18 protein-coding genes and 1 tRNA gene are annotated in these 19598 nt (G+C 53.3%); 2 read left to right on the top strand and 17 right to left on the bottom strand.

Annotated elements, in window-relative coordinates; all coding sequences use genetic code 11:
- Nucleotides 1-15: 15 nt before the first annotated feature.
- From rnr to KNP85_RS03225, 16 genes are all read right to left on the bottom strand, one after another.
- Nucleotides 16-2418, bottom strand: coding sequence for a ribonuclease R (rnr, locus tag KNP85_RS03300; protein ID WP_214801332.1), 2403 nt, complete (start codon nucleotides 2416-2418; stop codon nucleotides 16-18).
- A gap of 15 nt (nucleotides 2419-2433) precedes the next feature.
- A complete protein-coding gene (locus KNP85_RS03295; RefSeq protein ID WP_058764114.1) occupies nucleotides 2434-3174 on the bottom strand; it encodes an alpha/beta hydrolase in 741 nt (246 codons plus the stop codon).
- 102 nt (nucleotides 3175-3276) lie between these two features.
- Entirely contained in the window at nucleotides 3277-3501 is a 225-nt protein-coding gene (gene secG / locus KNP85_RS03290) for a preprotein translocase subunit SecG (RefSeq protein ID WP_012726902.1), read from the bottom strand.
- A gap of 73 nt (nucleotides 3502-3574) precedes the next feature.
- The gene (locus KNP85_RS03285) at nucleotides 3575-4462 is read right to left on the bottom strand and encodes a YitT family protein (protein ID WP_021065456.1); all 888 of its coding nucleotides are present in this window, start codon (nucleotides 4460-4462) and stop codon (nucleotides 3575-3577) included.
- Nucleotides 4463-4517: 55 nt separating this feature from the next.
- Nucleotides 4518-5858 carry a glycosyltransferase gene (locus tag KNP85_RS03280; protein ID WP_021065455.1) on the bottom strand — a complete coding sequence of 447 codons (1341 nt, stop codon included), beginning with the start codon at nucleotides 5856-5858 and terminating at the stop codon, nucleotides 4518-4520.
- A complete protein-coding gene (locus tag KNP85_RS03275) occupies nucleotides 5855-7063 on the bottom strand; it encodes a glycosyltransferase family 4 protein (RefSeq protein ID WP_251136213.1) in 1209 nt (402 codons plus the stop codon). Before KNP85_RS03275 ends, KNP85_RS03280 begins: the two co-directional genes overlap by 4 nt.
- A gap of 21 nt (nucleotides 7064-7084) precedes the next feature.
- Nucleotides 7085-7966, bottom strand: a complete 882-nt coding sequence (galU, locus tag KNP85_RS03270) for a UTP--glucose-1-phosphate uridylyltransferase GalU (RefSeq protein WP_214799126.1) — start codon at nucleotides 7964-7966, stop codon at nucleotides 7085-7087.
- Between the two features lie 254 nt (nucleotides 7967-8220).
- Nucleotides 8221-9018 carry an aminoglycoside phosphotransferase family protein gene (locus KNP85_RS03265; RefSeq protein ID WP_214801327.1) on the bottom strand — a complete coding sequence of 266 codons (798 nt, stop codon included), beginning with the start codon at nucleotides 9016-9018 and terminating at the stop codon, nucleotides 8221-8223.
- Between the two features lie 383 nt (nucleotides 9019-9401).
- Nucleotides 9402-10694, bottom strand: coding sequence for a phosphopyruvate hydratase (eno, locus tag KNP85_RS03260; RefSeq protein ID WP_021065450.1), 1293 nt, complete (start codon nucleotides 10692-10694; stop codon nucleotides 9402-9404).
- Nucleotides 10695-10731: 37 nt separating this feature from the next.
- Nucleotides 10732-12270 (bottom strand): 2,3-bisphosphoglycerate-independent phosphoglycerate mutase, encoded by a 1539-nt coding sequence (gene gpmI, locus KNP85_RS03255; RefSeq protein ID WP_214801324.1) that lies wholly within the window; start codon nucleotides 12268-12270, stop codon nucleotides 10732-10734.
- Nucleotides 12271-13023: a triose-phosphate isomerase gene (gene tpiA, locus KNP85_RS03250; protein WP_021065448.1), complete on the bottom strand. Its 753-nt coding sequence runs from the start codon at nucleotides 13021-13023 to the stop codon at nucleotides 12271-12273. It abuts the gene before it with no gap.
- Between the two features lie 18 nt (nucleotides 13024-13041).
- Nucleotides 13042-14226, bottom strand: a complete 1185-nt coding sequence (locus KNP85_RS03245; protein ID WP_021065447.1) for a phosphoglycerate kinase — start codon at nucleotides 14224-14226, stop codon at nucleotides 13042-13044.
- A 98-nt stretch (nucleotides 14227-14324) separates the two neighbouring features.
- The gene (gap, locus tag KNP85_RS03240) at nucleotides 14325-15332 is read right to left on the bottom strand and encodes a type I glyceraldehyde-3-phosphate dehydrogenase (protein ID WP_021065446.1); all 1008 of its coding nucleotides are present in this window, start codon (nucleotides 15330-15332) and stop codon (nucleotides 14325-14327) included.
- Between the two features lie 59 nt (nucleotides 15333-15391).
- Nucleotides 15392-16420, bottom strand: coding sequence for a sugar-binding transcriptional regulator (locus KNP85_RS03235; protein WP_251136196.1), 1029 nt, complete (start codon nucleotides 16418-16420; stop codon nucleotides 15392-15394).
- Nucleotides 16421-16529: 109 nt separating this feature from the next.
- The gene (locus KNP85_RS03230; RefSeq protein WP_021065444.1) at nucleotides 16530-16787 is read right to left on the bottom strand and encodes a glutaredoxin family protein; all 258 of its coding nucleotides are present in this window, start codon (nucleotides 16785-16787) and stop codon (nucleotides 16530-16532) included.
- A 1-nt stretch (nucleotide 16788) separates the two neighbouring features.
- Nucleotides 16789-17931, bottom strand: a complete 1143-nt coding sequence (locus KNP85_RS03225) for an RNA polymerase factor sigma-54 (RefSeq protein ID WP_214801323.1) — start codon at nucleotides 17929-17931, stop codon at nucleotides 16789-16791.
- A gap of 122 nt (nucleotides 17932-18053) precedes the next feature.
- Between KNP85_RS03225 and KNP85_RS03220 the strand changes: the two genes are divergently transcribed.
- Together KNP85_RS03220 and clpP are read left to right on the top strand one after the other, a co-directional pair.
- Nucleotides 18054-18126 (top strand) — tRNA-Arg (locus tag KNP85_RS03220).
- 154 nt (nucleotides 18127-18280) lie between these two features.
- Nucleotides 18281-18856, top strand: a complete 576-nt coding sequence (gene clpP, locus KNP85_RS03215; RefSeq protein WP_021065442.1) for an ATP-dependent Clp endopeptidase proteolytic subunit ClpP — start codon at nucleotides 18281-18283, stop codon at nucleotides 18854-18856.
- 42 nt (nucleotides 18857-18898) lie between these two features.
- On the opposite strand, the gene KNP85_RS03210 is transcribed toward clpP, so the two are convergent.
- A complete protein-coding gene (locus KNP85_RS03210) occupies nucleotides 18899-19594 on the bottom strand; it encodes a MerR family transcriptional regulator (protein ID WP_214801319.1) in 696 nt (231 codons plus the stop codon).
- Nucleotides 19595-19598 lie beyond the last annotated feature (4 nt).

The raw sequence follows: 19598 nt of genomic DNA, 5'->3' as shown, positions 1-19598 counted from the left end.
GGTCGCCCCCTCCCATCAACGACGCTTCTTCGCTCCGCGTTTGGCGTCGCCTGTTCGTTTTTGACCGTCTTTCTTCTTCAAGTCGAGTGCCGAGCGTCCTTGCGACGTCTTCGGCTTCTCGCCTGGTTTGGACGGTTTGCCGGCTTGACCTGGTTTCCCTGGTTTACCCGGCTTGCCGCGCTTCGGACGTTTGTCGTCACGGCCGCGGCCTTTTTTGTCGTCTTTCTTTGGACGACCTTCCGTCGCTTTAATCGTCGTCGGTTGGCGACGGCGCGACTGTTCCCGTTTCGGCATGCCGACGACGGTGAAGTCGATCGTGCGCTCGTCCAAGTTGACGGCGTCGACCTTGACGCGCACCGCGTCACCGATGCGGAACTGACGTTTCGTCCGCTCGCCGAGCAACATGAGCTGCGACTCGTCGAAGTGGTAGTAGTCATCCATCGACTGGAGACGAACGAGTCCTTCAATCGTGTTCGGGAGCTCGATGAACATTCCGAAGTTCGTGACACCGCTGACGACGCCGTCGAACTCTTCACCGAGACGTGATTCCATGTACTCGGCTTTCTTCAAGGATTGCGTCTCGCGTTCGGCATCGACCGAACGACGCTCGCGTTTCGAAGCCTGTTCGGCGATCGAGTCGAGACGGTCCTCATACTTGGCGATCGTCTTCTCAGACACATCACCGTTGAAAACGTACGTGCGCATGAGACGGTGGACGATCAAGTCCGGGTATCGACGGATCGGCGAGGTGAAGTGCGTATAGAAGTCGGTCGCGAGGCCGAAGTGACCGAGCGAGACGTCATCGTACTTCGCCTGCTGCATCGAACGGAGCATGATCGTGCTGATGACCGGCTCTTCTGGTTCGCCCGAGATCGCCTTCAAAATCTTCTGAAGTGTCTTCGGTTCGACCTTCTGGCCTTTGAACCGTTCGATATGCACGCCGAAGTTCGCGACGAAATCGAAGAAGAAATCGAGCTTGTCCGGTTTCGGGTTATCGTGGACACGATAGATGAACGGCACGTCCATCTTGTGGAAGTGTTCGGCGACCGTCTCGTTGGCCGCGAGCATGAACTCCTCAATCAACTTCTCGGCGACCGAGCGTGGACGCAAGACGATGTCGGCTGGTTTGCCTTCCTCATCGACGACGACTTTCGCTTCGGCGAAATCGAAGTTGATGGCACCACGCGAGTTACGGCGCGTGCGGAGCACTTCCGCGAGTTCAGCCATCAGGTCGAACAACGGGATGTACGGCTCGTACCGTTCGAGTGTCGCTTCGTCGTCACGTTCGATGATTTCACGGACGTTCGTATACGTCATCCGCTCCGTCGTCTTGATGACACTCGGGAACAGCTCATGGTTGACGACCTTCCCGTTTTGCGGGGAAATCTCCATGACGCAGCTGAGCGTCAAACGGTTGACGTGCGGGTTGAGCGAACAGATTCCGTTCGAGAGACGGTGCGGCAACATCGGGATGACGCGGTCGACGAGATACACACTCGTCCCCCGTTCGAACGCCTCGACGTCGAGCGGTGAGCCTTCCGTCACGTAGTGTGACACGTCGGCGATATGGACACCGAGCTCATAGTTGCCGTTGTCGAGTTTCTTGACGTGGACGGCATCGTCCAAGTCTTTCGCGTCTTCGCCGTCGATCGTGAAGATCGTCTCGTTGCGAAGGTCGACGCGGCCCATGAAGTCTTTCTCGTCGGCCTCGTCCGGTACGGCGTTCGCCTGGTCGATGACATCTTCCGGGAACTCCGTCGGGATGCCGTGCTTATAGACGATCGACAAGATGTCGACGCCTGGGTCGTTCTTGTGTCCGATGATGCGGACGACGTCACACGCTCCGGCGAAACGTCCGTCCGGATATTTCGTGATGCGGACGACGACTTTATGGCCATCGACGGCACCGAGCGATTTGTCCGGGTTGACGACCGGCCAGAAGTTGATGCGCTTGTCATCTGGCTCGATGAAAGCGAACTGGTCGAGGCGTCCGCTCGGGAGCGTATACGTCCCGACGAACTCCGATAAGCCGCGCTTCAATACTTTGAGCAATACGCCCTCTGTCTTCCCGCGATTGTCCTCGCGTTTTTTGACGAGAATCGTATCGCCATGGTAGACGTCTTTCAATTGGTCGGGTGGAAGGAAGACGTCTTCTGCCTCACCTTCGACCGATAGGAAGCCGAAACCGCGTTGGTGGATCGAGATGATCCCCGCTGCTTGGCCGAGCACGGCGAGCGTCCCGTAACGGTTCGTCCGTGTGCGGCCGATTAAGCCCTCTTCTTCGAGGGTGTTCAAGGTGCGGATGAGCTCTTTAAAGGCATCCGTCGACTCGAGCGCAAGACGCTCGGTCAATTGGTCCACCGTCAGTGCTTTATCACTGGCTTGGATGATTTCTAGTAGTTGGTCACGTAAATTCAACGTGACACCTCCTTTTTAGACTGACCAGTCTAACGTTTCGAGAAAATCGAGCACGTCCTGGTGCAGTTTCTCTTTTTCTTTATCGAGCGTGATCACGTGTCCCGACTCCTCGTACATGAGCAGTTCTTTTTGGAACGCGTTGATCGCCTCGTAAATTTCGTGTGCAGATTCAGGATCGACCATTTGATCTTTCGCCCCTTGGACGACGAGCGCCGGGACGAAAATATCTTCCAGTTTTGTCGTCGTGTCACGGACGAAGGCACGGAGGTCTTTGAGCGTCGGCATCGGTTTGAAGTCCGCCATCTCCTGTTCGATCTGTTCAGGTGATTTGTCTTCTCGAGATTTATATTCTCGAGCGTAGGCTTTGACTCCTTTGTATAACCGGTCCTCGGCATCGATTCCGGTCGGGGCGCACATCGGGATGACGCCCTTGACGTTCTCCTGTGAAGCGAGGCGAAGCGACATGACGCCGCCGAGCGAGAGGCCACAGACGGCAATCTCCTCATAGCCTTTATCTTTCAACGACTGGTAGGCGTTCAAAACGTCCTCCCACCAGTCCGCCGGTCCGTACTGAAGCAATTCTTCCGGCGGGACGGCATGGCCCCGGTACTGGGGACCCATACACGTATAGCCTTCTTTTTGCAGGAAACGACCGAGCATGCGGACATCCGCGCTCGATCCGGTAAAGCCATGTAACATCAACACGGCACGTGGTCCGCCTTCAAAGAAGAACGGTTTCGGTGCTGTAATCTTCATTGCTAACGTCATCTCCTCATACAATCCATTATTCCCAAAAAATAATTGAAAAAAACAAAAGCCGACCGCCTCACGTGAAAATCGAGAACGATCAGCCTTTCATCATAGTGATGCGACTAGTAATCCTAAAATGAAAAACAATGTGCCTAGTACAGCTGCAGTTCGGTTCAAAACAGCGTCGAAGCCGCGCGCTTTCTGGCGGCCGAACAACTGCTCCGCGCCACCTGCAATCGCCCCAAGACCTTGCGACCGACCTGACATGAGCAGTACGACGACAATCAATAAAACAGCCACGACGAGTAGGCTGATTGTAGCGATCGTTTGCATAGTAGTCAGTTCCTCCTTCTTTTTACACGCTTCTTATTATATAGAAGTTGGCGTCAAAACACCAGCTTTCAAATTATCGGGACGGGTAGCTAAACCCTTCTCCGATGACCTCTTTCACTTGGTGAATGACGACGAAGGCACGTGGGTCTGTCACTTCGACGATTTTCTTGAGTGGACCGACTTGGCGCTTGTCGACGATCATATAGAGCATGTTCTTATCTTGCTTCGTATAGTAGCCGTGCCCATGGATAATCGTCGCCGAGCGGCCAAGCGTCTCCGTCAATACGACAGCAAGCTCTTCTTGCTTGTCGCTGATGATCGTGACAGCCTTACGGATATTGAGCCCTTCGGCGACGAGGTCGATGACCCACGAGCCGATGATGATGGCGATCAACGTATAGAGCACGATCTGTTCCCCGAGGATGAAGCCCGACGCCCCGACGACGATGGCATCGATGATGAACATCGACACGGCGACGCTCATATGCAAATACCGCTCCATGAGGCGGGCGATGATGACCCCGCCCCCGGTCGTCCCACCGACGCGGAGCACCATGCCGATGCCGACACCGATCATGATCCCGGCGTAGACGGCCGCGAGCAGTTTGTCCTCGGCCGGGCTGCCCCAGTCATGGGTCAAGCTGAGGAAGAATGACGTCGCGATGACGGCGACGACCGAGTACACCATCGTCCGACGGTCGAGCAACTTATAACCGACGATGAATAAAATCCCGTTCCCGATAATCGACGTGACCCCGAGGTCCCAGCCGAACATGTAGTACAGGATGATGGTGACCCCGAGCAGGCCGCCTTCCGAGAAATCGTTCGGCACGGTGAAGTAGTTCACCCCGAACGAGAGAATGAATGAGCCGGCGACGATCCAGGCGATATCCTTCAAGGAAATCGATTGGAGCTTCTTCCAGACTTGTTGACGCAATAGATGTTGTTGTTGACGTTTCATTGGTTGTCCCCCTTCCATATAAAAAAGACCGCGGCACAAAGCCGCAGTCTAAGTCTTACTGTTGAACTGGCTTTGGCGCACCGTCTTTCATAATCGGCAACTTGCGGTCCACGACGTTCGTGTAGACGTTCAAGAGTGCCTCTTTTTCCAAATCCCAGTTATATTGCTCACGCGCCGTCTTAGTGTTCTCTTTGACACGGGCGTAGAGTGCTTGATCGTCAAGCAGGCGGTTGACGCCTTCGGCGATCGATTGTGGGTCGTGCGAATCGACGACGACACCGACGTCGTTGCCGGCGACGACACGTTCGATTTCCGGGAAGTCACATGAGACGACCGGTACTTCGGCCATTAAATATTCGAACAGCTTGTTCGATGACGCCGAGTAGTGGTTGAAGCAGACGTTGTTCAACACTTGGAAACCGAGATACGCGTTCATCGTATAGTACGGTAACGCCTCGACCGGTACTTTGTCAATCATCTTGACGCGGTCGCTGACGCCCTCGTCCTCGATCATCTGTTTAATCACCGGCTTGAGTTTCCCGTCCCCGATCATGACGAGCGTGCCTTCGTTGAAGTCCTTGACGGCGAGGATGAGTTGCTCGAGTCCGCGGCCGGCTTGAATGCCGCCTTGGTACAAGAGGATCTTCTCATCTTTCGGCAAGTCGAGGAGCGCATGCAAGTCTTTGCGGAGCGTGAAGTCGAGCGGACGATAGAACGGATAGTTGTGGAGCACGTACGGATAGAAGCCGTAGAGTTCCTCGTTGTGCGCCGCGCGCGTGTGGTTCTCGACCATCATCGAGTCGACGTATGGCAAGAGCCAGCCTTCGAGATTACTTTGGATATAACCGTAACCGGTCCGGTCCGTCTGGACTTCGTGCGAATCGTAGACGATTTTGCCTTTGTTGACGAGTTTCCCGGCGATCAACGCCTGCGGGAGCGTGTTCAAGTCGTTGGCGTGATAGAAATCGTACGACTTCTTCGTCGAAGTGAACACCATCTCGAGCATCGCGCTCGCGTTGACGATGTTTTTACGCACCGGTGGGAACAAAATCGCACCCGCTGCCGCACCGAGTCCGAGCATCGTCAGTGGTGCGAGGACGAGCAGTCCTGCGCCGACGAGTCCGGCACCGAGTTGACGCGTCTTCTTCGCGCTGACCCATGTGCGGACCGATTTGAGCGCCTTCATCCCGTTGGCGAGAATCGACGGCTGACGTTTGACACGGATGACGCGGAATCCTTCCGGACGCATCTCCTCTTTCGGGAGCGACGGATTTTTCGGGTCTTGGAGCGCGATCAAATCGACTTCATAGCCCGCCTCGGCGAGCGCCGAGCATTCGCGCAAGACGCGCGCATCATTCGTAAAATGGTTCCATACAAACATACATACTGACTTCATCGTGTTTCCTCCATCGTTACTTTTTCTATCACGTCTTCGAGGACGTGTATGTTGTTTTCCCAACACAGATTGTCTTTCACATAACGGATCCCGTTCACGCCGTATTTCTCGCGTAAGTCGGGACGTTCGAGCAGTTTCCGGAGCATGAGCTCGATCTCGTTGATGTCACGCTTCCGTGACACGTAACCGACCTCGGCCGCTTCGATGACATTCGCCGCATGGCCTGACACCGCCGCGACGATCGGTTTACCGACCGCCATATAATCAATCAATTTACCCGGGATGACCGTATCGAACACTTCTTGCTCAATCAAGCTGACGAACGCGACGTCCGCGTTCTTGATGGCTTGGAACGCCTCCGTCCGAGGCATCGCCTCGAGGAAGAGGAAGTTCTTGAAACCGCGGGCTTTAATCATGTCTTTCAATTCGTTCTTCCGGTATCCATAGCCGATCAACTTGAAATGCACGCGCGGCTCGTCACGGAATCGTTCTGCAAGCTCGAGCAAGAGCGACACGTCTTGGGCGAGGCCCATGTTCCCAGCGTACAAAATCTCCATCCGGTCGTCCTCAGGGACGGTCCGCTCGAGGTTGCGCTCGCTCTCTCGAATCGAGTTCGGCATATAGTGAATCATGTCGTTGTCGACGCCACGTTGGCGCAAATAGCTACGGAACCCTTCTGAGTTGATGATGATTTCATCGGCCGCCTTATAGAGCCGCTTCTCAAACCAAAACGCCGGGGCGAGCATCCAGTCGTGTTTGAACACACCGACGCCTTTCACCGACTCCGGCCAGAGGTCACGGACGTCCAAGATGAACGGGACGCCATACTTCCGTTTCGCATACACACCGACGAACGCCATAAAAAAAGACGGGGTCGTCGCAAAGACGACATCCGGTTTCGAGTCGAGCTTTTGGACGGCAGCGACGCCTTTAATCATCTGTTCCAAAAACAAAGCGAGCCGGCTCACCATGTTCGACGTATGCTTGCGTTTCTTCGTGATGAGACGCTTGATGAACGGCTGGTTGTTGAGCGCCATGTCGTTCCAGAAGCGGTCGTCTTTATACAAGTTGAAGTTCGGATACGACGGGGCGGCCGTGATGACCTCCACCTCGTAACCGCGTTCTTTCATGAGATGCGTAATATTTTGCATCCGGTTCCCGGCACTGCCGATTTCCGGATAATAGTTTTGACAGACCATTAACATTGTTTTCAAAAATAACACACCTTACTGTTGTTCGAGTTCGTCCACGAAGCGCTTCAAGAGCGTGTGGACGTTGGCTTTTAAATCTGGGTCGCAGAGCGCATGGGCAATCGTCGCTTCGATGAAGCCGATCGGTTCCCCAACGTCATAGCGACGCCCGTCAAATTCATAGGCGAAGACGGTCTCCACCTCGTTCAAGCGGGCGATGGCGTCCGTCAGTTGGATCTCGCCGCCCGTCCCGATTTCTTGCGCCGACAACGCCTCGAAGACGTCCGGCGTCAAAATGTAGCGGCCGAGGATGGCGAGGTTCGATGGGGCTTCTCCGACAGCCGGTTTCTCAACGAACGTCCGGACCGGGATCAGCTTCCCTTCGACGGCAAGCGGGTCAATTATACCATATCGATTCGTCATTTCATACGGGACGCGCTGCACCCCGATAATCGAACGCTCATACTGCTCGTACTGGTCAATCAATTGCTTCGTCGCCGGCACGTCTGCCTCGATGATGTCGTCCCCGAGCAGGACCGCGAACGGTTCATCGCCGATGAACTTGCGGGCACACCAAATAGCGTGGCCGAGCCCTTTCGGCTCCTGTTGCCGTATGTAGTGGATATTGGCGAGGTTCGACGAGTGGCGCACCGACTCGAGGAGCTCGATCTTGCCTTTTGACTCAAGGTTCTGTTCGAGTTCGATGGCCCGGTCGAAATGGTCCTCGATGGCGCGCTTGTTCTTCCCGGTCACGATGATGATGTCCTCGATGCCGGAAGCGACGGCTTCTTCCACGATGAATTGGATCGTCGGTTTGTTGACGATCGGGAGCATCTCTTTTGGCATCGCCTTCGTCGCCGGCAAGAAGCGGGTACCGAGCCCGGCGGCCGGGATGATGGCTTTCCGTACGCGTGTCATGGACGTCTCTCCTTTTTGTAGTCTGTATCTGATTATACCCAATTTTCAAGCGTTCACGCACTCAAAAAAACGGCCGTGACGCACGTCACGACCATTTCCGGTCTTCCATATACTTGTACAGGAAGTAACCACCGACACCGAGCGCAATGAGAAGAAGGAGAAAACCGCTGACCATCATGACGAACGCCTCCTTTCACCTACACTACTCTATTCCCGGAATGAACGGTCGGCAAGCCCTCGTCTGCCATCCTTTCTCAAAACCATTTCTTGCCGTTCGCCTCGATAAAACGATATTCTTCTTGATAATGCGTGTGGTGCCCTTCATCCATCATCGTTTGGAAAGCGACGTCCCCTTCTGAGGCGTTTCGTTCGATTAACCGATAGAGCGCCTCAATCCGCAATAGCAGCATGTCCAACAACTCCGATGTCGAACCTTCCCAGCCGTACGCTTCCAAGAAGAGAGCGACTCGTCGTTTGTACGTCCCATCATCGCGCTCCGCCTCATAGTGGACGACCTCTCCCGACTCGGCTTGATGACGCCGGCTGAGCGGAACGAACGTATAGAGCGCGTAGACGATATCCCAGGCACGTGGTCCAGGTGCCGCCAAATCAAAGTCGATGACCCCTTCCATTTTGCCGTCATGGAAAATCGTATTGTAGACGGCAAAGTCGTTGTGGCAAATCACGTCAAACGGTTCTGGCGTATCGTCGAGCGGTTGCCAGTCCGATGGCCATGCGACATCCGCCGTCGCGTCATGCAGCCGGCGCATCAGCCGAGCGGCATCCTGAATCGCCTCATCGGACCACATATAGGCTTTCAACGGATAATCAGCCGTCTCGCCTTCGAGGTACGTCAAGACCTCTCGGCCCTGTTCATCCACCCCGATAAATCGCGGCACGCCCGATATCCCCTTCGCCTCTAAGTGCTTTAACAAGCGATGGACATTCGCACTCCCCTCTTTCTGCGTCCGATAGACGTGATTCCCCTTTTTATAGACGATCGATACGTTCCCGCCGCTCAATCTTTCCTCTTGCTCATTTGATCGGTCCATCTAATCCCCCCTACTCTTCATCAGTCACGTTCAGTATACCGCAACAAGGGGTACCGATGACCATGAGCCTCGACACGGAGCGTTCGCGCCCCGTCCAAGCGGCACTGTAGATTCCCTGCAGAAAGCATCGCTGCCGCGCGGACAGGCGAATCTCGGAATATACATACACCCATTGTCGAATCCTGCAAGACGATAGATTGGCGCGCGACTGAATTAGACGGTGGGCGACTCCTTGGGGAGAGTGATGCAAGGATGACCCCGTAAAGCGCGCATGCGCTGCGGAGGCATCCGCATCACCCCAGGAAAGCGTCCCACCGTCTGATGAACGTCTGATCCACCAACAAAAAAAACAGGCCCGCACGAGGCGGACCTGAAACAATCAATTATTTTTTGAGGTTGTAGAACGACTTGATACCGTCGTATTTCGCTACATCGCCGAGCATGTCTTCGATGCGGAGAAGTTGGTTGTACTTCGCGATACGGTCTGTACGCGAGAGCGAACCAGTTTTGATTTGACCAGCGTTTGTCGCAACAGCGATGTCCGCGATCGTCGCATCTTCTGTTTCACCAGAACGGTGTGAGATAACAGCTGTGTAACCAGCTTTTTTAGCCATTTCGATCGCGTCGAATGTTTCTGTGAGCGTACCGATTTGGTTAACTTTGATGAGGATCGAGTTCGAGATTCCTTTTTCGATACCTTCAGCCAATTTCTCAGTGTTCGTTACGAAGAGGTCATCCCCAACGAGCTGAACTTTGTCACCGATTTTGTCAGTGAGCAATTTGAAGCCGTCCCAGTCGTTTTCGTCGCAACCGTCTTCGATTGAGATGATTGGGTACTTGCTTACGAGCTCAGCGTAGAAGTCTACGAGCTCAGCAGTTGTCATTGACTTGCCTTCGCCAGCGAGTTCGTACTTGCCAGTCGACTTGTCGTAGAACTCAGAAGACGCAACGTCCATTGCGAGGTAGATGTCTTCGCCAGCTTTGTAACCAGCTTTTTCGATCGCTTCAAGGATAACTGTGATCGCTTCTTCGTTAGACTTAAGGTTTGGTGCGAAACCACCTTCGTCACCGACAGCTGTGTTAAGACCCATACCAGAAAGAACTGATTTGAGGGCGTGGAATACTTCTGCACCCATGCGGAGCGCTTCACGGAACGTTGGCGCGCCAACAGGCATGATCATGAACTCTTGGAAGTCAACGTTGTTGTCCGCGTGTGAACCACCGTTGATGATGTTCATCATTGGAGTTGGAAGCGTCTTCGCGTTGAATCCACCGAGGTACGTGTAAAGTGGAAGGCCGAGCTCGTCTGCTGCTGCGTGTGCTGCTGCCATAGAGACACCAAGGATCGCGTTTGCGCCGAGTTTACCTTTGTTTTTCGTACCGTCGAGCTCGATCATTTTCTTATCGAGTGCGTTTTGGTCGAATACATCGTAGCCGATGAGTTCTGGTGCGATTGTGTCGTTTACGTTAGCAACGGCTTTGAGTACGCCTTTACCAAGGTAACGTGACTTATCGCCATCACGGAGTTCTACTGCTTCGTGCTCACCAGTAGATGCGCCTGATGGGACGAGGGCACGGCCGAAACCGCCGTCTTCTGTGAAGACTTCTACTTCAATTGTTGGGTTACCGCGTGAATCCAAAATCTCGCGTGCGTAAATTTCTGTAATCATTGACATGAAAATTCGCTCCTTTTTGTTTGGAAAGTTTTTTGAGTTACTTCGTGACGATTGATGTACCGGTCATTTCGGCCGGTTGCTCTCCACCGAGAAGGTGAAGGAGCGTCGGGGCGAGGTCGCACAAGGCGCCTTCTAGAACTGGTTTCAGTTCCACCCCTTCTTTCGTGACGATACATGGTACTGGTTCCGTTGTGTGGGCCGTCATCGGTGAGCCGTCCGGGTTCGTGACAAGGTCAGCGTTCCCGTGGTCCGCCGTGATGATCGCCGCGCCGCCTTTGGCAATGAGTGCGTCCACTACTTTACCGAGGCATTCGTCGACGACTTCGACAGCTTTCTTCGTCGGTTCGAGCATACCGGAATGGCCGACCATGTCCGGGTTCGCGTAGTTGATGATATACGCGTCATACGTGTCCGATTCGATGCGTTCGAGAAGACCTTCCGTGAGCTCATACGCGCTCATTTCAGGCTTCAAGTCGTACGTCGCCACTTTCGGTGACGGCACGAGGAAACGATCTTCACCTTCGAACGGTGTTTCTTGTTGTCCGTTCAAGAAGAACGTGACGTGCGGGTATTTCTCAGTTTCCGCGGCGCGGAGCTGTTTGTACCCTTGCGCGGCGAGAGTCTCACCGAGCGTGTTTTTCAAATCTTCCGGTGGGAAGACGATGTCCGTGTCGATTTCATCCGAGAACTTCGTCATCGAGACGAGCAAGATGTTCTCTGGATGTGCGCTCGAAAGTTCGAAGCCTTTGAAGCCGGTCTTCTCTTTGAACACTTTCGCGAGCTCGATGGCCCGGTCCGGACGGAAGTTGAAGAACATGATTGCGTCGTTGTCTTTGATCGTCGCGACCGGTTGTCCGTCTTTCTCGATGACCGTCGGTAAGACGAATTCATCCGTCAAGCCGTCTGCGTACGACTGTTTAAGCACGTCGACCGCATTCGTGCCGACTTCGCCTTTCGCGTTGACGAGCACGTCGTATACTTTCTCGACGCGTTCCCAACGGTTATCGCGGTCCATGGCATAGTAGCGTCCAGACACGCTAGCGACTTGACCGAGTCCGAGTTCAGCGAGCTTCGCTTCCGTCTGTTCGAGGAAGCCAGCGCCTGATTTCGGATCACAGTCACGGCCGTCCGTGAAAGCGTGAATGTATACTTTTTCAATGCCATGAAGTTTTGCGAACTCGACGATGGCGTACATGTGGTTGATGTGAGAGTGAATCCCACCGTCTGAGACGAGGCCCATGATGTGGAGGCTCGAATCATACTTTTTCACATGTCCGGCCAAGTGATTCATCGCTTGGCGGTCGAAGAGTGAACGGTCTTTGATGGCGTTGTTGACGCGTGAAAGTGACTGATAGACGACCCGGCCGGCACCGATGTTCAAGTGACCGACTTCCGAGTTCCCCATCTGACCTTCCGGAAGGCCGACGTACTCGCCTTTCGCGTTGAGGAGCGTATGTGGATACTGCTCCCAGTAGCGGTCGAAGTTCGGTTTGTTCGCCGCAGCGACCGCATTACCGAACGTCTCGTTCCGCATTCCAAAACCATCCAAGATGATGAGGGCGACTGGTCTTGCCATTTAAATCGCCTCCAACAACTTGAGGAACGAAGCAGCTTCAAGTGAAGCACCGCCGACGAGTGCGCCGTCGATGTCTTCTTGTGCCATATACTCCTTGATGTTCTCAGGTTTTACAGAACCACCGTATTGGATGCGAACCGCAGCCGCCACGTCTTCACCGTAAAGACCTTTTACCACGTCACGAACATATTTGCATGAGCTTTGCGCATCTGCTTCGTCCGCTGATTTACCAGTGCCGATTGCCCAAACTGGCTCGTACGCGATGACGAGTTGTTTGACTTGGTCAGCTGAGAGGTCCGCGAGGCCACCTTCGACTTGCGTCTTGATGACTTCTTCGAACTTGCCGCCTTCGCGCTCTTCCAATGTCTCACCGACGCAAACGATTGGCGTAAGACCGTGTTCGAACGCTTTTTTCGTTTTGCTGTTGATGAACGCATCTGATTCGCCGAAGTATTCGCGACGCTCTGAGTGTCCAAGGATGACATATGTCACGCCGAGGTCAGCGACCATGGCCGGGCTGATTTCGCCTGTGTATGCACCGCTGTCTTTGTCGTACATGTTTTGTGCACTGAGTTTCAAGTTCGATCCTTTAGCCGCTTCTACCATTGGGGCCAAGAATACTGCTGGTGCACCAATCGCCGCGTCAACTTTGTCCGTTGACGGGATATTGTTTTTAACTTCCTCTACAAAAGCGACGGCTTCCGAGAGTGTTTTGTTCATTTTCCAGTTACCTGCAATAATCGGTTTACGCATCGATAACCCTCCTCTGTTTTACTTGTCGTTCAACGCTTCGACGCCTGGAAGTTTCTTGCCTTCCATGAATTCGAGTGAAGCGCCGCCACCAGTTGAAATGTGGCTCATTTGGTCAGCAAGGCCAAACTTGGCTGCTGCTGCCGCTGAATCCCCACCACCGATGATTGAGTATGCATCGCTGTCTGCAAGTGCTTGAGCGACACCTTTCGTTCCGTTGGCGTACTTATCAAGTTCGAATACGCCCATCGGTCCGTTCCAAACGACAAGTTTCGATTCGCGAATCGCTGCCGCGTAAAGTTCGACTGTCTTCGGTCCGATATCAAGACCCATGTGATCCGCTGGGATCGAGTCGATATCGACTGGTCCGACGTATGTCTCTTCGCCGAATTCTTTCGTGATGACACAGTCGACTGGCATCAAGAATTTCACGCCTTTGTCTTCTGCTTTTTTCATGAACTGACGAGCGAGGTCGAGCTTGTCTTCTTCAAGGAGTGATGTCCCTACTTCGTGCCCGAGTGCTTTCGAGAACGTGTACGAGAGACCGCCACCGATGATGAGTGTATCCACGATGTCAAGAAGGTGGTCGATGACCCCAATCTTGTCAGCAACTTTCGATCCGCCGATAATCGCCGTGAACGGACGGTCAGGATTCGAGAGTGCCTTGCCGAGGACTTCAAGTTCTTTCTCCATCAAGAAACCAGCAACCGCGTGGTCGACGTGGTGCGCGATGCCTTCTGTCGATGCGTGGGCACGGTGAGCCGCACCGAACGCGTCGTTGACGAAGATATCAGCGAGTGCCGCGAAACCTTTCGCGAGTTCTGGATCGTTTTTCGTTTCACCAGGGTAGAAACGGACGTTCTCGAGAACGACGACGTCACCTTCACCAAGTTTTGAAACGGCTTCTTCTGCGACTGGACCGTACGCCTCTTCGACGAGGGGTACTTCTTTGCCGAGAAGTTCAGCGAGACGTTTAGCGACCGGTGCGAGTGAGAACTCGAGGTTCTTCTCGCCTTTTGGACGGCCGAGGTGGCTCGCCAAAATGACTTTCGCGCCGCCGTCGATCAAGTGCTTGATCGTTGGAAGTGCCGCTTGAATCCGCGTTTCATCTTGAATGACGCCATCTTTGAGTGGAACGTTGAAGTCAACGCGGCAAAAGACGCGTTTCCCTTTTACATCGATGTCACGAATAGACTGTTTGTTCATAACCTTCGCCTCCATATGTCGTGCGTGTCAATTTCATAAATAGAGCGGAGAACAATCTCTTGTTTCCGCTCCTATTTGATTCTATTTAGTTCACGAACTTACTTCGCGATTTCAGCGAAGTGCTTGAGTGTGCGAACCAATTGTGCAGTGTAAGACATTTCGTTGTCGTACCAAGAAACTGTCTTAACGAGTTGCTTGTCGCCAACTGTCATTACTTTAGTTTGTGTTGCATCGAAGAGTGAACCGTAAGTGATTCCGACGATGTCAGAAGATACGATTTCGTCTTCAGTGTAACCGTAAGACTCGTTCGCTGCTGCTTTCATTGCTGCGTTGATTTCGTCAACAGATACAGTTTTCTCAAGAACTGTTACGAGCTCTGTGAGTGAACCTGTAGCAACTGGTACACGTTGTGCCGCACCGTCAAGTTTACCTTGAAGTTCTGGGATAACGAGGCCGATTGCTTTAGCCGCACCAGTTGTGTTCGGTACGATGTTAGCTGCTGCCGCACGCGCACGACGGAAGTCGCCTTTCGGGTGTGGAGCGTCAAGCGTGTTTTGGTCGCCTGTGTAAGCGTGGATTGTTGTCATAAGACCTTCGATGATTCCGAACTGGTCTTGGAGAACTTTAGCCATTGGCGCCAAGCAGTTTGTCGTACATGAAGCACCAGAGATTACTGTCTCTGTACCATCGAGGATGTCGTGGTTTGTGTTGTAAACGACAGTCTTCATGTCACCTGTAGCTGGAGCCGAGATGACAACTTTTTTCGCGCCAGCTTTCAAGTGAAGCTCCGCTTTTTCTTTGTCTGTGAAGAATCCAGTACATTCGAGTACGATGTCAACACCGAGCTCGCCCCATGGAAGTTCTTCTGGGTTACGGTTAGCAAGTGTGATGACTTTCTCGCCGTTTACGAGGAAGTGATCGTCGTGTACTTCAACGTCTCCGTCGAAACGACCTTGAGTCGTGTCGTACTTGAGAAGGTGAGCAAGCATCTTCGTGTCAGTCAAGTCGTTGATTGCAACAACTTCGATTCCTTCGTTTTTGATGATCTCGCGGAATGCCAAACGACCAATACGTCCAAATCCGTTAATACCAACTTTTACTGCCATAGTTAATTTCCTCCTTAGGGTAGAAGCTATTTATTGAAGAGCCAACGGGGGTCAACTCTTTAATAACGAGTTAATAATTCTGTCGCCGCACCTTCGTCTGTGACGAGGATGATGTTCGGCGTGTGTTTCGCATATGCGGCGATTGCCTGTGCCTTCGACTTTCCTCCGGCGACAGCGATGACGGTGTCCATGTCGTCGAGCTCCTCCAATTGGATCCCGACCGTCTTGACCCGGTGCACGATTTCACCTTCCGCGTTGAAATAATATCCGAACGCTTCAGCGACGGCATCGTGCCGTTCGATCATCCGCAAATGCTCTGGTGACGCGTGACGGCGTTTCGCCATCGTTTCCGCCTCACCAATTCCATGTACCACAATTCGCGCCGCTCTAATCATTTCCAGTACATTTTTAATGCTAGGTTCCTCCACCATCCGCTCGAATGTCTTTTGCGAAACCTCGTCCGGAATGTGGAGTAAATGATAGTCGGCATGGGCCCGGTCGGCCATCCGAGAACAGACGGTGTTCGCCTGTAACTCGAGCGTCTCTCCGAGTCCGCCGCGTGCCGGCACGAAATGCATCGGCCGTTCTTTTTTATCGGGCGACATCATGGCCGCAACCGATGCCATCGTCGTCCCGCCTGTGACCGCGATGATATTGTCGTCCGGTGCCAGTCTCGCTTTCAGTTGCGTGACGGCGGCCCGACCGATATCTCGCTGGACCCAGAACGTCTCGTCGGAATCACCCGGTACGATGACGACTTGGCGAACGCCTAGTTTGCGCTCGAGTTCTCGTGCGACTTCCGAGATGCCTAGGATCTCTCCCATGACCTCGTGCAAGTCCCGGAGAACGTTTCGGCCCGATTCCGTAAGGGAAATACCTTGAGTAGCGACCATCAATAGACCTTGGTCTTTCAAGAAGTCGACTTCTCGTCTTAGGATTCGTTCCGTCAGCCCGAGGCTTGTGGCCAATGTCCTGCGGCCGATCGGCTGCATCAAACGGACATAATGTAAGATATCGTAACGATGTCGGAGCGTATCGAGCATGTCGGGAACGATTTGCTTCTGAACTTGAATCAGCTGCTGGATCATACTCATTCCCCCTCGACTTAAAGCATGGACAATTTTTGTCCCACTTTTATATTTGCGTCCCACCGCTACGACTTCATCTTATCAATCACCTTTCCGTCTTGCAACCCCTTCAAACGTTTTTTTTCGATGTAAGCGTATACTTAACAAAATCTTCAACTTTACTGTCATCGTATCGACCTTGACTAATGACACGTCCCTCGTGTAAGACGACAGGGATCTCAAACAAGTATTTCGCCTCGAGTTCTTCGTTGCCGGTGATGTCGATCTGCTCGAGCTCAAACGGATAGTCTTCCATGAGCCATTCGAGCATGACGAGCGCCTCCTCGCAGAGCGAGCAGTTGGCGCGGCGGTATAACGTCAGGACCATGTCAGTCCCCTCCTTTCCAATATTGTCGTTCCCGCTCCCGCGAGTTTCCAAAACCGAGCGCCTCCCGATAGTTCGCCACGGTCCGTCGTGTCACCGTATAGCCGAGCCGGTCCAGCTCGCGCATGAGTGCGGCATCGCTCAGCGGCGACGTCTCTTGTTGAATCAGTTCGGCGAGCGCCTTCTTCACCATGAACGGCGATTGCCCGTGTGTCGCCCGGACGAAAAAGTGACGCCACGCCATCACGCCGCCCTCGGTCGTCACGTACTTGCCTTGAATCGCCCGGCCGACGGTCGACTCGTGCTTGCCGATTTGTTCGGCGACTTCTTTTCGCGTCAACGGATGCAAGACGAGCTTCCCGTCCAACCAGTCGCGTTGCCGTTCGGCGATGACGACCCATACCGATTTAAGCGTCGCGTTCCGCATCTCGAGCGTCTCGTGCCACCATTTTGCCTCGCGGTCGTCCCCGACCCGAGCCACATCGAGCGTCGGGCTGAACCATGTCGTCACGAGCTCGCCGTCACGACGGACGACTTCAAGTTCCGGGACGACGTGTTCGGTTCCTTCATATAATAATGGCGTCTTCGGGAGTGTCGCCACGATACGTGTCACTCGTTCGTACTCGGCAACCGAGATGTCGAGTCGTCCCGGGATGTCATCAAGGTGTGCGTCGAGCGCCTCGAAAACGTCCAAGACGAGTGGGTCGTCATGTTCAATCGCATGCCGATATTGGCAGTCGTGCTCATTCTTTGCCCCGATCCCTGTCGGTTCTAGAAACAAGAGCGCCTGGCGCGCCGCCTCAATGTCCGCCACATCGACCTCGAAACGATGGGCGAGCACGAAGTCGCTCTCCGGTAGTAGGCCGCGATGGTCGAGCGCGAGGACGAGCCGTTTCTGGAGCGAACGCTGGGACTCGGTCCCGCTCCCTTCCTCGATTTGCTCGAACAATCGCTCCTCGAACCCACTAGCCGTATCGGCCACCCATTCGACCGCACCGCTCCCCGTGGCGATGCATGGATTGCGTCGAGCCAATCGGCCGAGCTGAAAGGCGATCGCGGTCCGGTCCGCCTCGAGAATCGGCAGCCGCCGAACCATGTCCTGGGTCAGCTGTTGTGTTTGAAGTTGTTGTTGTTCTTGCCGTTGCATCGGTCACACCCCTCTCGCTTCCTATTGTATCGAACAGCGGGAAATCGCGCTCAAAAAAAGTGAGCCGAACAGGATTGCTTTTTTAAAAAAACAAATGTATAATAAATCGTGTCAGAGAACATGCACCCGTAGCTCAGGGGATAGAGCACTGGTTTCCGGTGCCAGGTGTCGGGAGTTCGAATCTCTCCGGGTGTATCACAGCAAGAGGTTAGGCAGCATATGCCTGGCCTCTTTTGTCGTTTTAGAATCGTCAAACCGTGGAATAGGTCAAAAACGATGACTATCGTTTGACCAACATTGACTATAGCGGTATGATATGTTTACAACCTACATAAAGGAGGCAGATTCAATGTTAATTCCAACAGTTATCGAACAAACAGGTCGCGGGGAACGCGCGTACGATATTTACTCACGCTTGCTCAAGGACCGCATCATCTTGCTCGGAAGTGCAATCGACGACAACGTCGCCAACTCGATTGTCGCTCAGCTTCTCTTCCTTGCAGCCGAGGACCCAGATAAGGACATCTCACTTTACATCAACAGCCCGGGTGGTTCGATCACTTCCGGAATGGCGATTTATGACACGATGAACTTCATCAAGCCGAACGTGTCGACGATTTGTATCGGAATGGCCGCATCGATGGGTGCCTTCTTGCTCCAAGCCGGTGAACAAGGCAAACGCTTCGCGCTTCCAAACGCAGAGATCATGATTCACCAACCGCTCGGCGGTACGCAAGGTCAAGCATCGGATATCAAAATCCATGCCGAGCGCATCATCAAGATGCGTGAGAAATTAAACCAAATCATGGCCGACAACACTGGCCAGCCGCTTGAAGTCATCGAGCGCGACACAGAGCGCGACTACTTCATGTCAGCTGAACAAGCGAAAGACTACGGTCTCATCGACAAAGTCATGACGCGTTAATCCAAAAGTGCCTTTCCCGACTTCGGGAAAGGCACTTCTTTGTTATTGGACGGGCAACCAAATTTCAATCAAGTCGTCGGCTCCGTCTTGCCCATGAATATAGCGCTCAAAATCGAGTGCATCTCGCAACGTTACATCCGGCAATGCTAGAAGTTGATTATATGTCGTAGGGATGGCTGGAATTCCCCCTTCGACCGTGGCGACAAGATACCGTCCTGCCGACAGTTCAACCTGTCTTCCGTCTTCACCTGTCACAGGATTAGTCATCCCTGCTAAATAGGCTTCTTCTTTCGCTAAACAGACGCCATATGATTCGTCTGTTGTCAGCTCTGTTTGCAGTTTTTCCCAAACGAATGGGATTTTGGTGAGTTCGGATACATAGCCGTTTACGATTTTCGGTTGGTCCCACTTCTCATAACGTACTTTCATTGAATCTCCCCCTGTTTGCATCCATTTAATTTGTTGCTCGACTTGTCGCAACGCCTCGATCTCACGTTGAACCTCGTCAAGTCTGCTGTCGAGTAACCCGCTCACACTTTCTGCCGCTTGAATTTGTTCGAGTGAGATGCCCATTTGACGTAGTAACTTGATTTCGTTCAGGCGCCTTATTTCTTCCATCCCGTATAACCGATACTGATTCTCTAAACGAGTCGGTTGGACAAGTCCTTTTGCTTCATACCATTTTATTGCTTTAGTGGACAACCCCGTTAGATGGACCACTTTTCCGATTTGAATCATTGGC

This window comes from Exiguobacterium sp. s194, from assembly GCF_018618275.1.
In the GTDB taxonomy this organism is placed as follows: domain Bacteria; phylum Bacillota; class Bacilli; order Exiguobacteriales; family Exiguobacteriaceae; genus Exiguobacterium; species Exiguobacterium chiriqhucha.
The sequence above is the reverse complement of the archived record's forward strand: the minus strand, read 5'-3'. Positions and strand labels throughout refer to the sequence as shown.

What these genes read in the sequence shown, in the direction of transcription:
- KNP85_RS03295 (WP_058764114.1), bottom strand. Translation starts at nt 3,174, where the DNA reads ATGAAGATTACAGCACCGAAACCGTTCTTCTTTGAAGGCGGACCACGT.
- secG (WP_012726902.1), bottom strand. Translation starts at nt 3,501, where the DNA reads ATGCAAACGATCGCTACAATCAGCCTACTCGTCGTGGCTGTTTTATTG.
- KNP85_RS03285 (WP_021065456.1), bottom strand. Translation starts at nt 4,462, where the DNA reads ATGAAACGTCAACAACAACATCTATTGCGTCAACAAGTCTGGAAGAAG.
- KNP85_RS03280 (WP_021065455.1), bottom strand. Translation starts at nt 5,858, where the DNA reads ATGAAGTCAGTATGTATGTTTGTATGGAACCATTTTACGAATGATGCG.
- KNP85_RS03275 (WP_251136213.1), bottom strand. Translation starts at nt 7,063, where the DNA reads ATGTTAATGGTCTGTCAAAACTATTATCCGGAAATCGGCAGTGCCGGG.
- galU (WP_214799126.1), bottom strand. Translation starts at nt 7,966, where the DNA reads ATGACACGCGTACGGAAAGCCATCATCCCGGCCGCCGGGCTCGGTACC.
- KNP85_RS03265 (WP_214801327.1), bottom strand. Translation starts at nt 9,018, where the DNA reads ATGGACCGATCAAATGAGCAAGAGGAAAGATTGAGCGGCGGGAACGTA.
- eno (WP_021065450.1), bottom strand. Translation starts at nt 10,694, where the DNA reads ATGTCAATGATTACAGAAATTTACGCACGCGAGATTTTGGATTCACGC.
- gpmI (WP_214801324.1), bottom strand. Translation starts at nt 12,270, where the DNA reads ATGGCAAGACCAGTCGCCCTCATCATCTTGGATGGTTTTGGAATGCGG.
- tpiA (WP_021065448.1), bottom strand. Translation starts at nt 13,023, where the DNA reads ATGCGTAAACCGATTATTGCAGGTAACTGGAAAATGAACAAAACACTC.
- KNP85_RS03245 (WP_021065447.1), bottom strand. Translation starts at nt 14,226, where the DNA reads ATGAACAAACAGTCTATTCGTGACATCGATGTAAAAGGGAAACGCGTC.
- gap (WP_021065446.1), bottom strand. Translation starts at nt 15,332, where the DNA reads ATGGCAGTAAAAGTTGGTATTAACGGATTTGGACGTATTGGTCGTTTG.
- KNP85_RS03235 (WP_251136196.1), bottom strand. Translation starts at nt 16,420, where the DNA reads ATGATCCAGCAGCTGATTCAAGTTCAGAAGCAAATCGTTCCCGACATG.
- KNP85_RS03230 (WP_021065444.1), bottom strand. Translation starts at nt 16,787, where the DNA reads ATGGTCCTGACGTTATACCGCCGCGCCAACTGCTCGCTCTGCGAGGAG.
- KNP85_RS03225 (WP_214801323.1), bottom strand. Translation starts at nt 17,931, where the DNA reads ATGCAACGGCAAGAACAACAACAACTTCAAACACAACAGCTGACCCAG.
- clpP (WP_021065442.1), top strand. Translation starts at nt 18,281, where the DNA reads ATGTTAATTCCAACAGTTATCGAACAAACAGGTCGCGGGGAACGCGCG.
- KNP85_RS03210 (WP_214801319.1), bottom strand. Translation starts at nt 19,594, where the DNA reads ATGATTCAAATCGGAAAAGTGGTCCATCTAACGGGGTTGTCCACTAAA.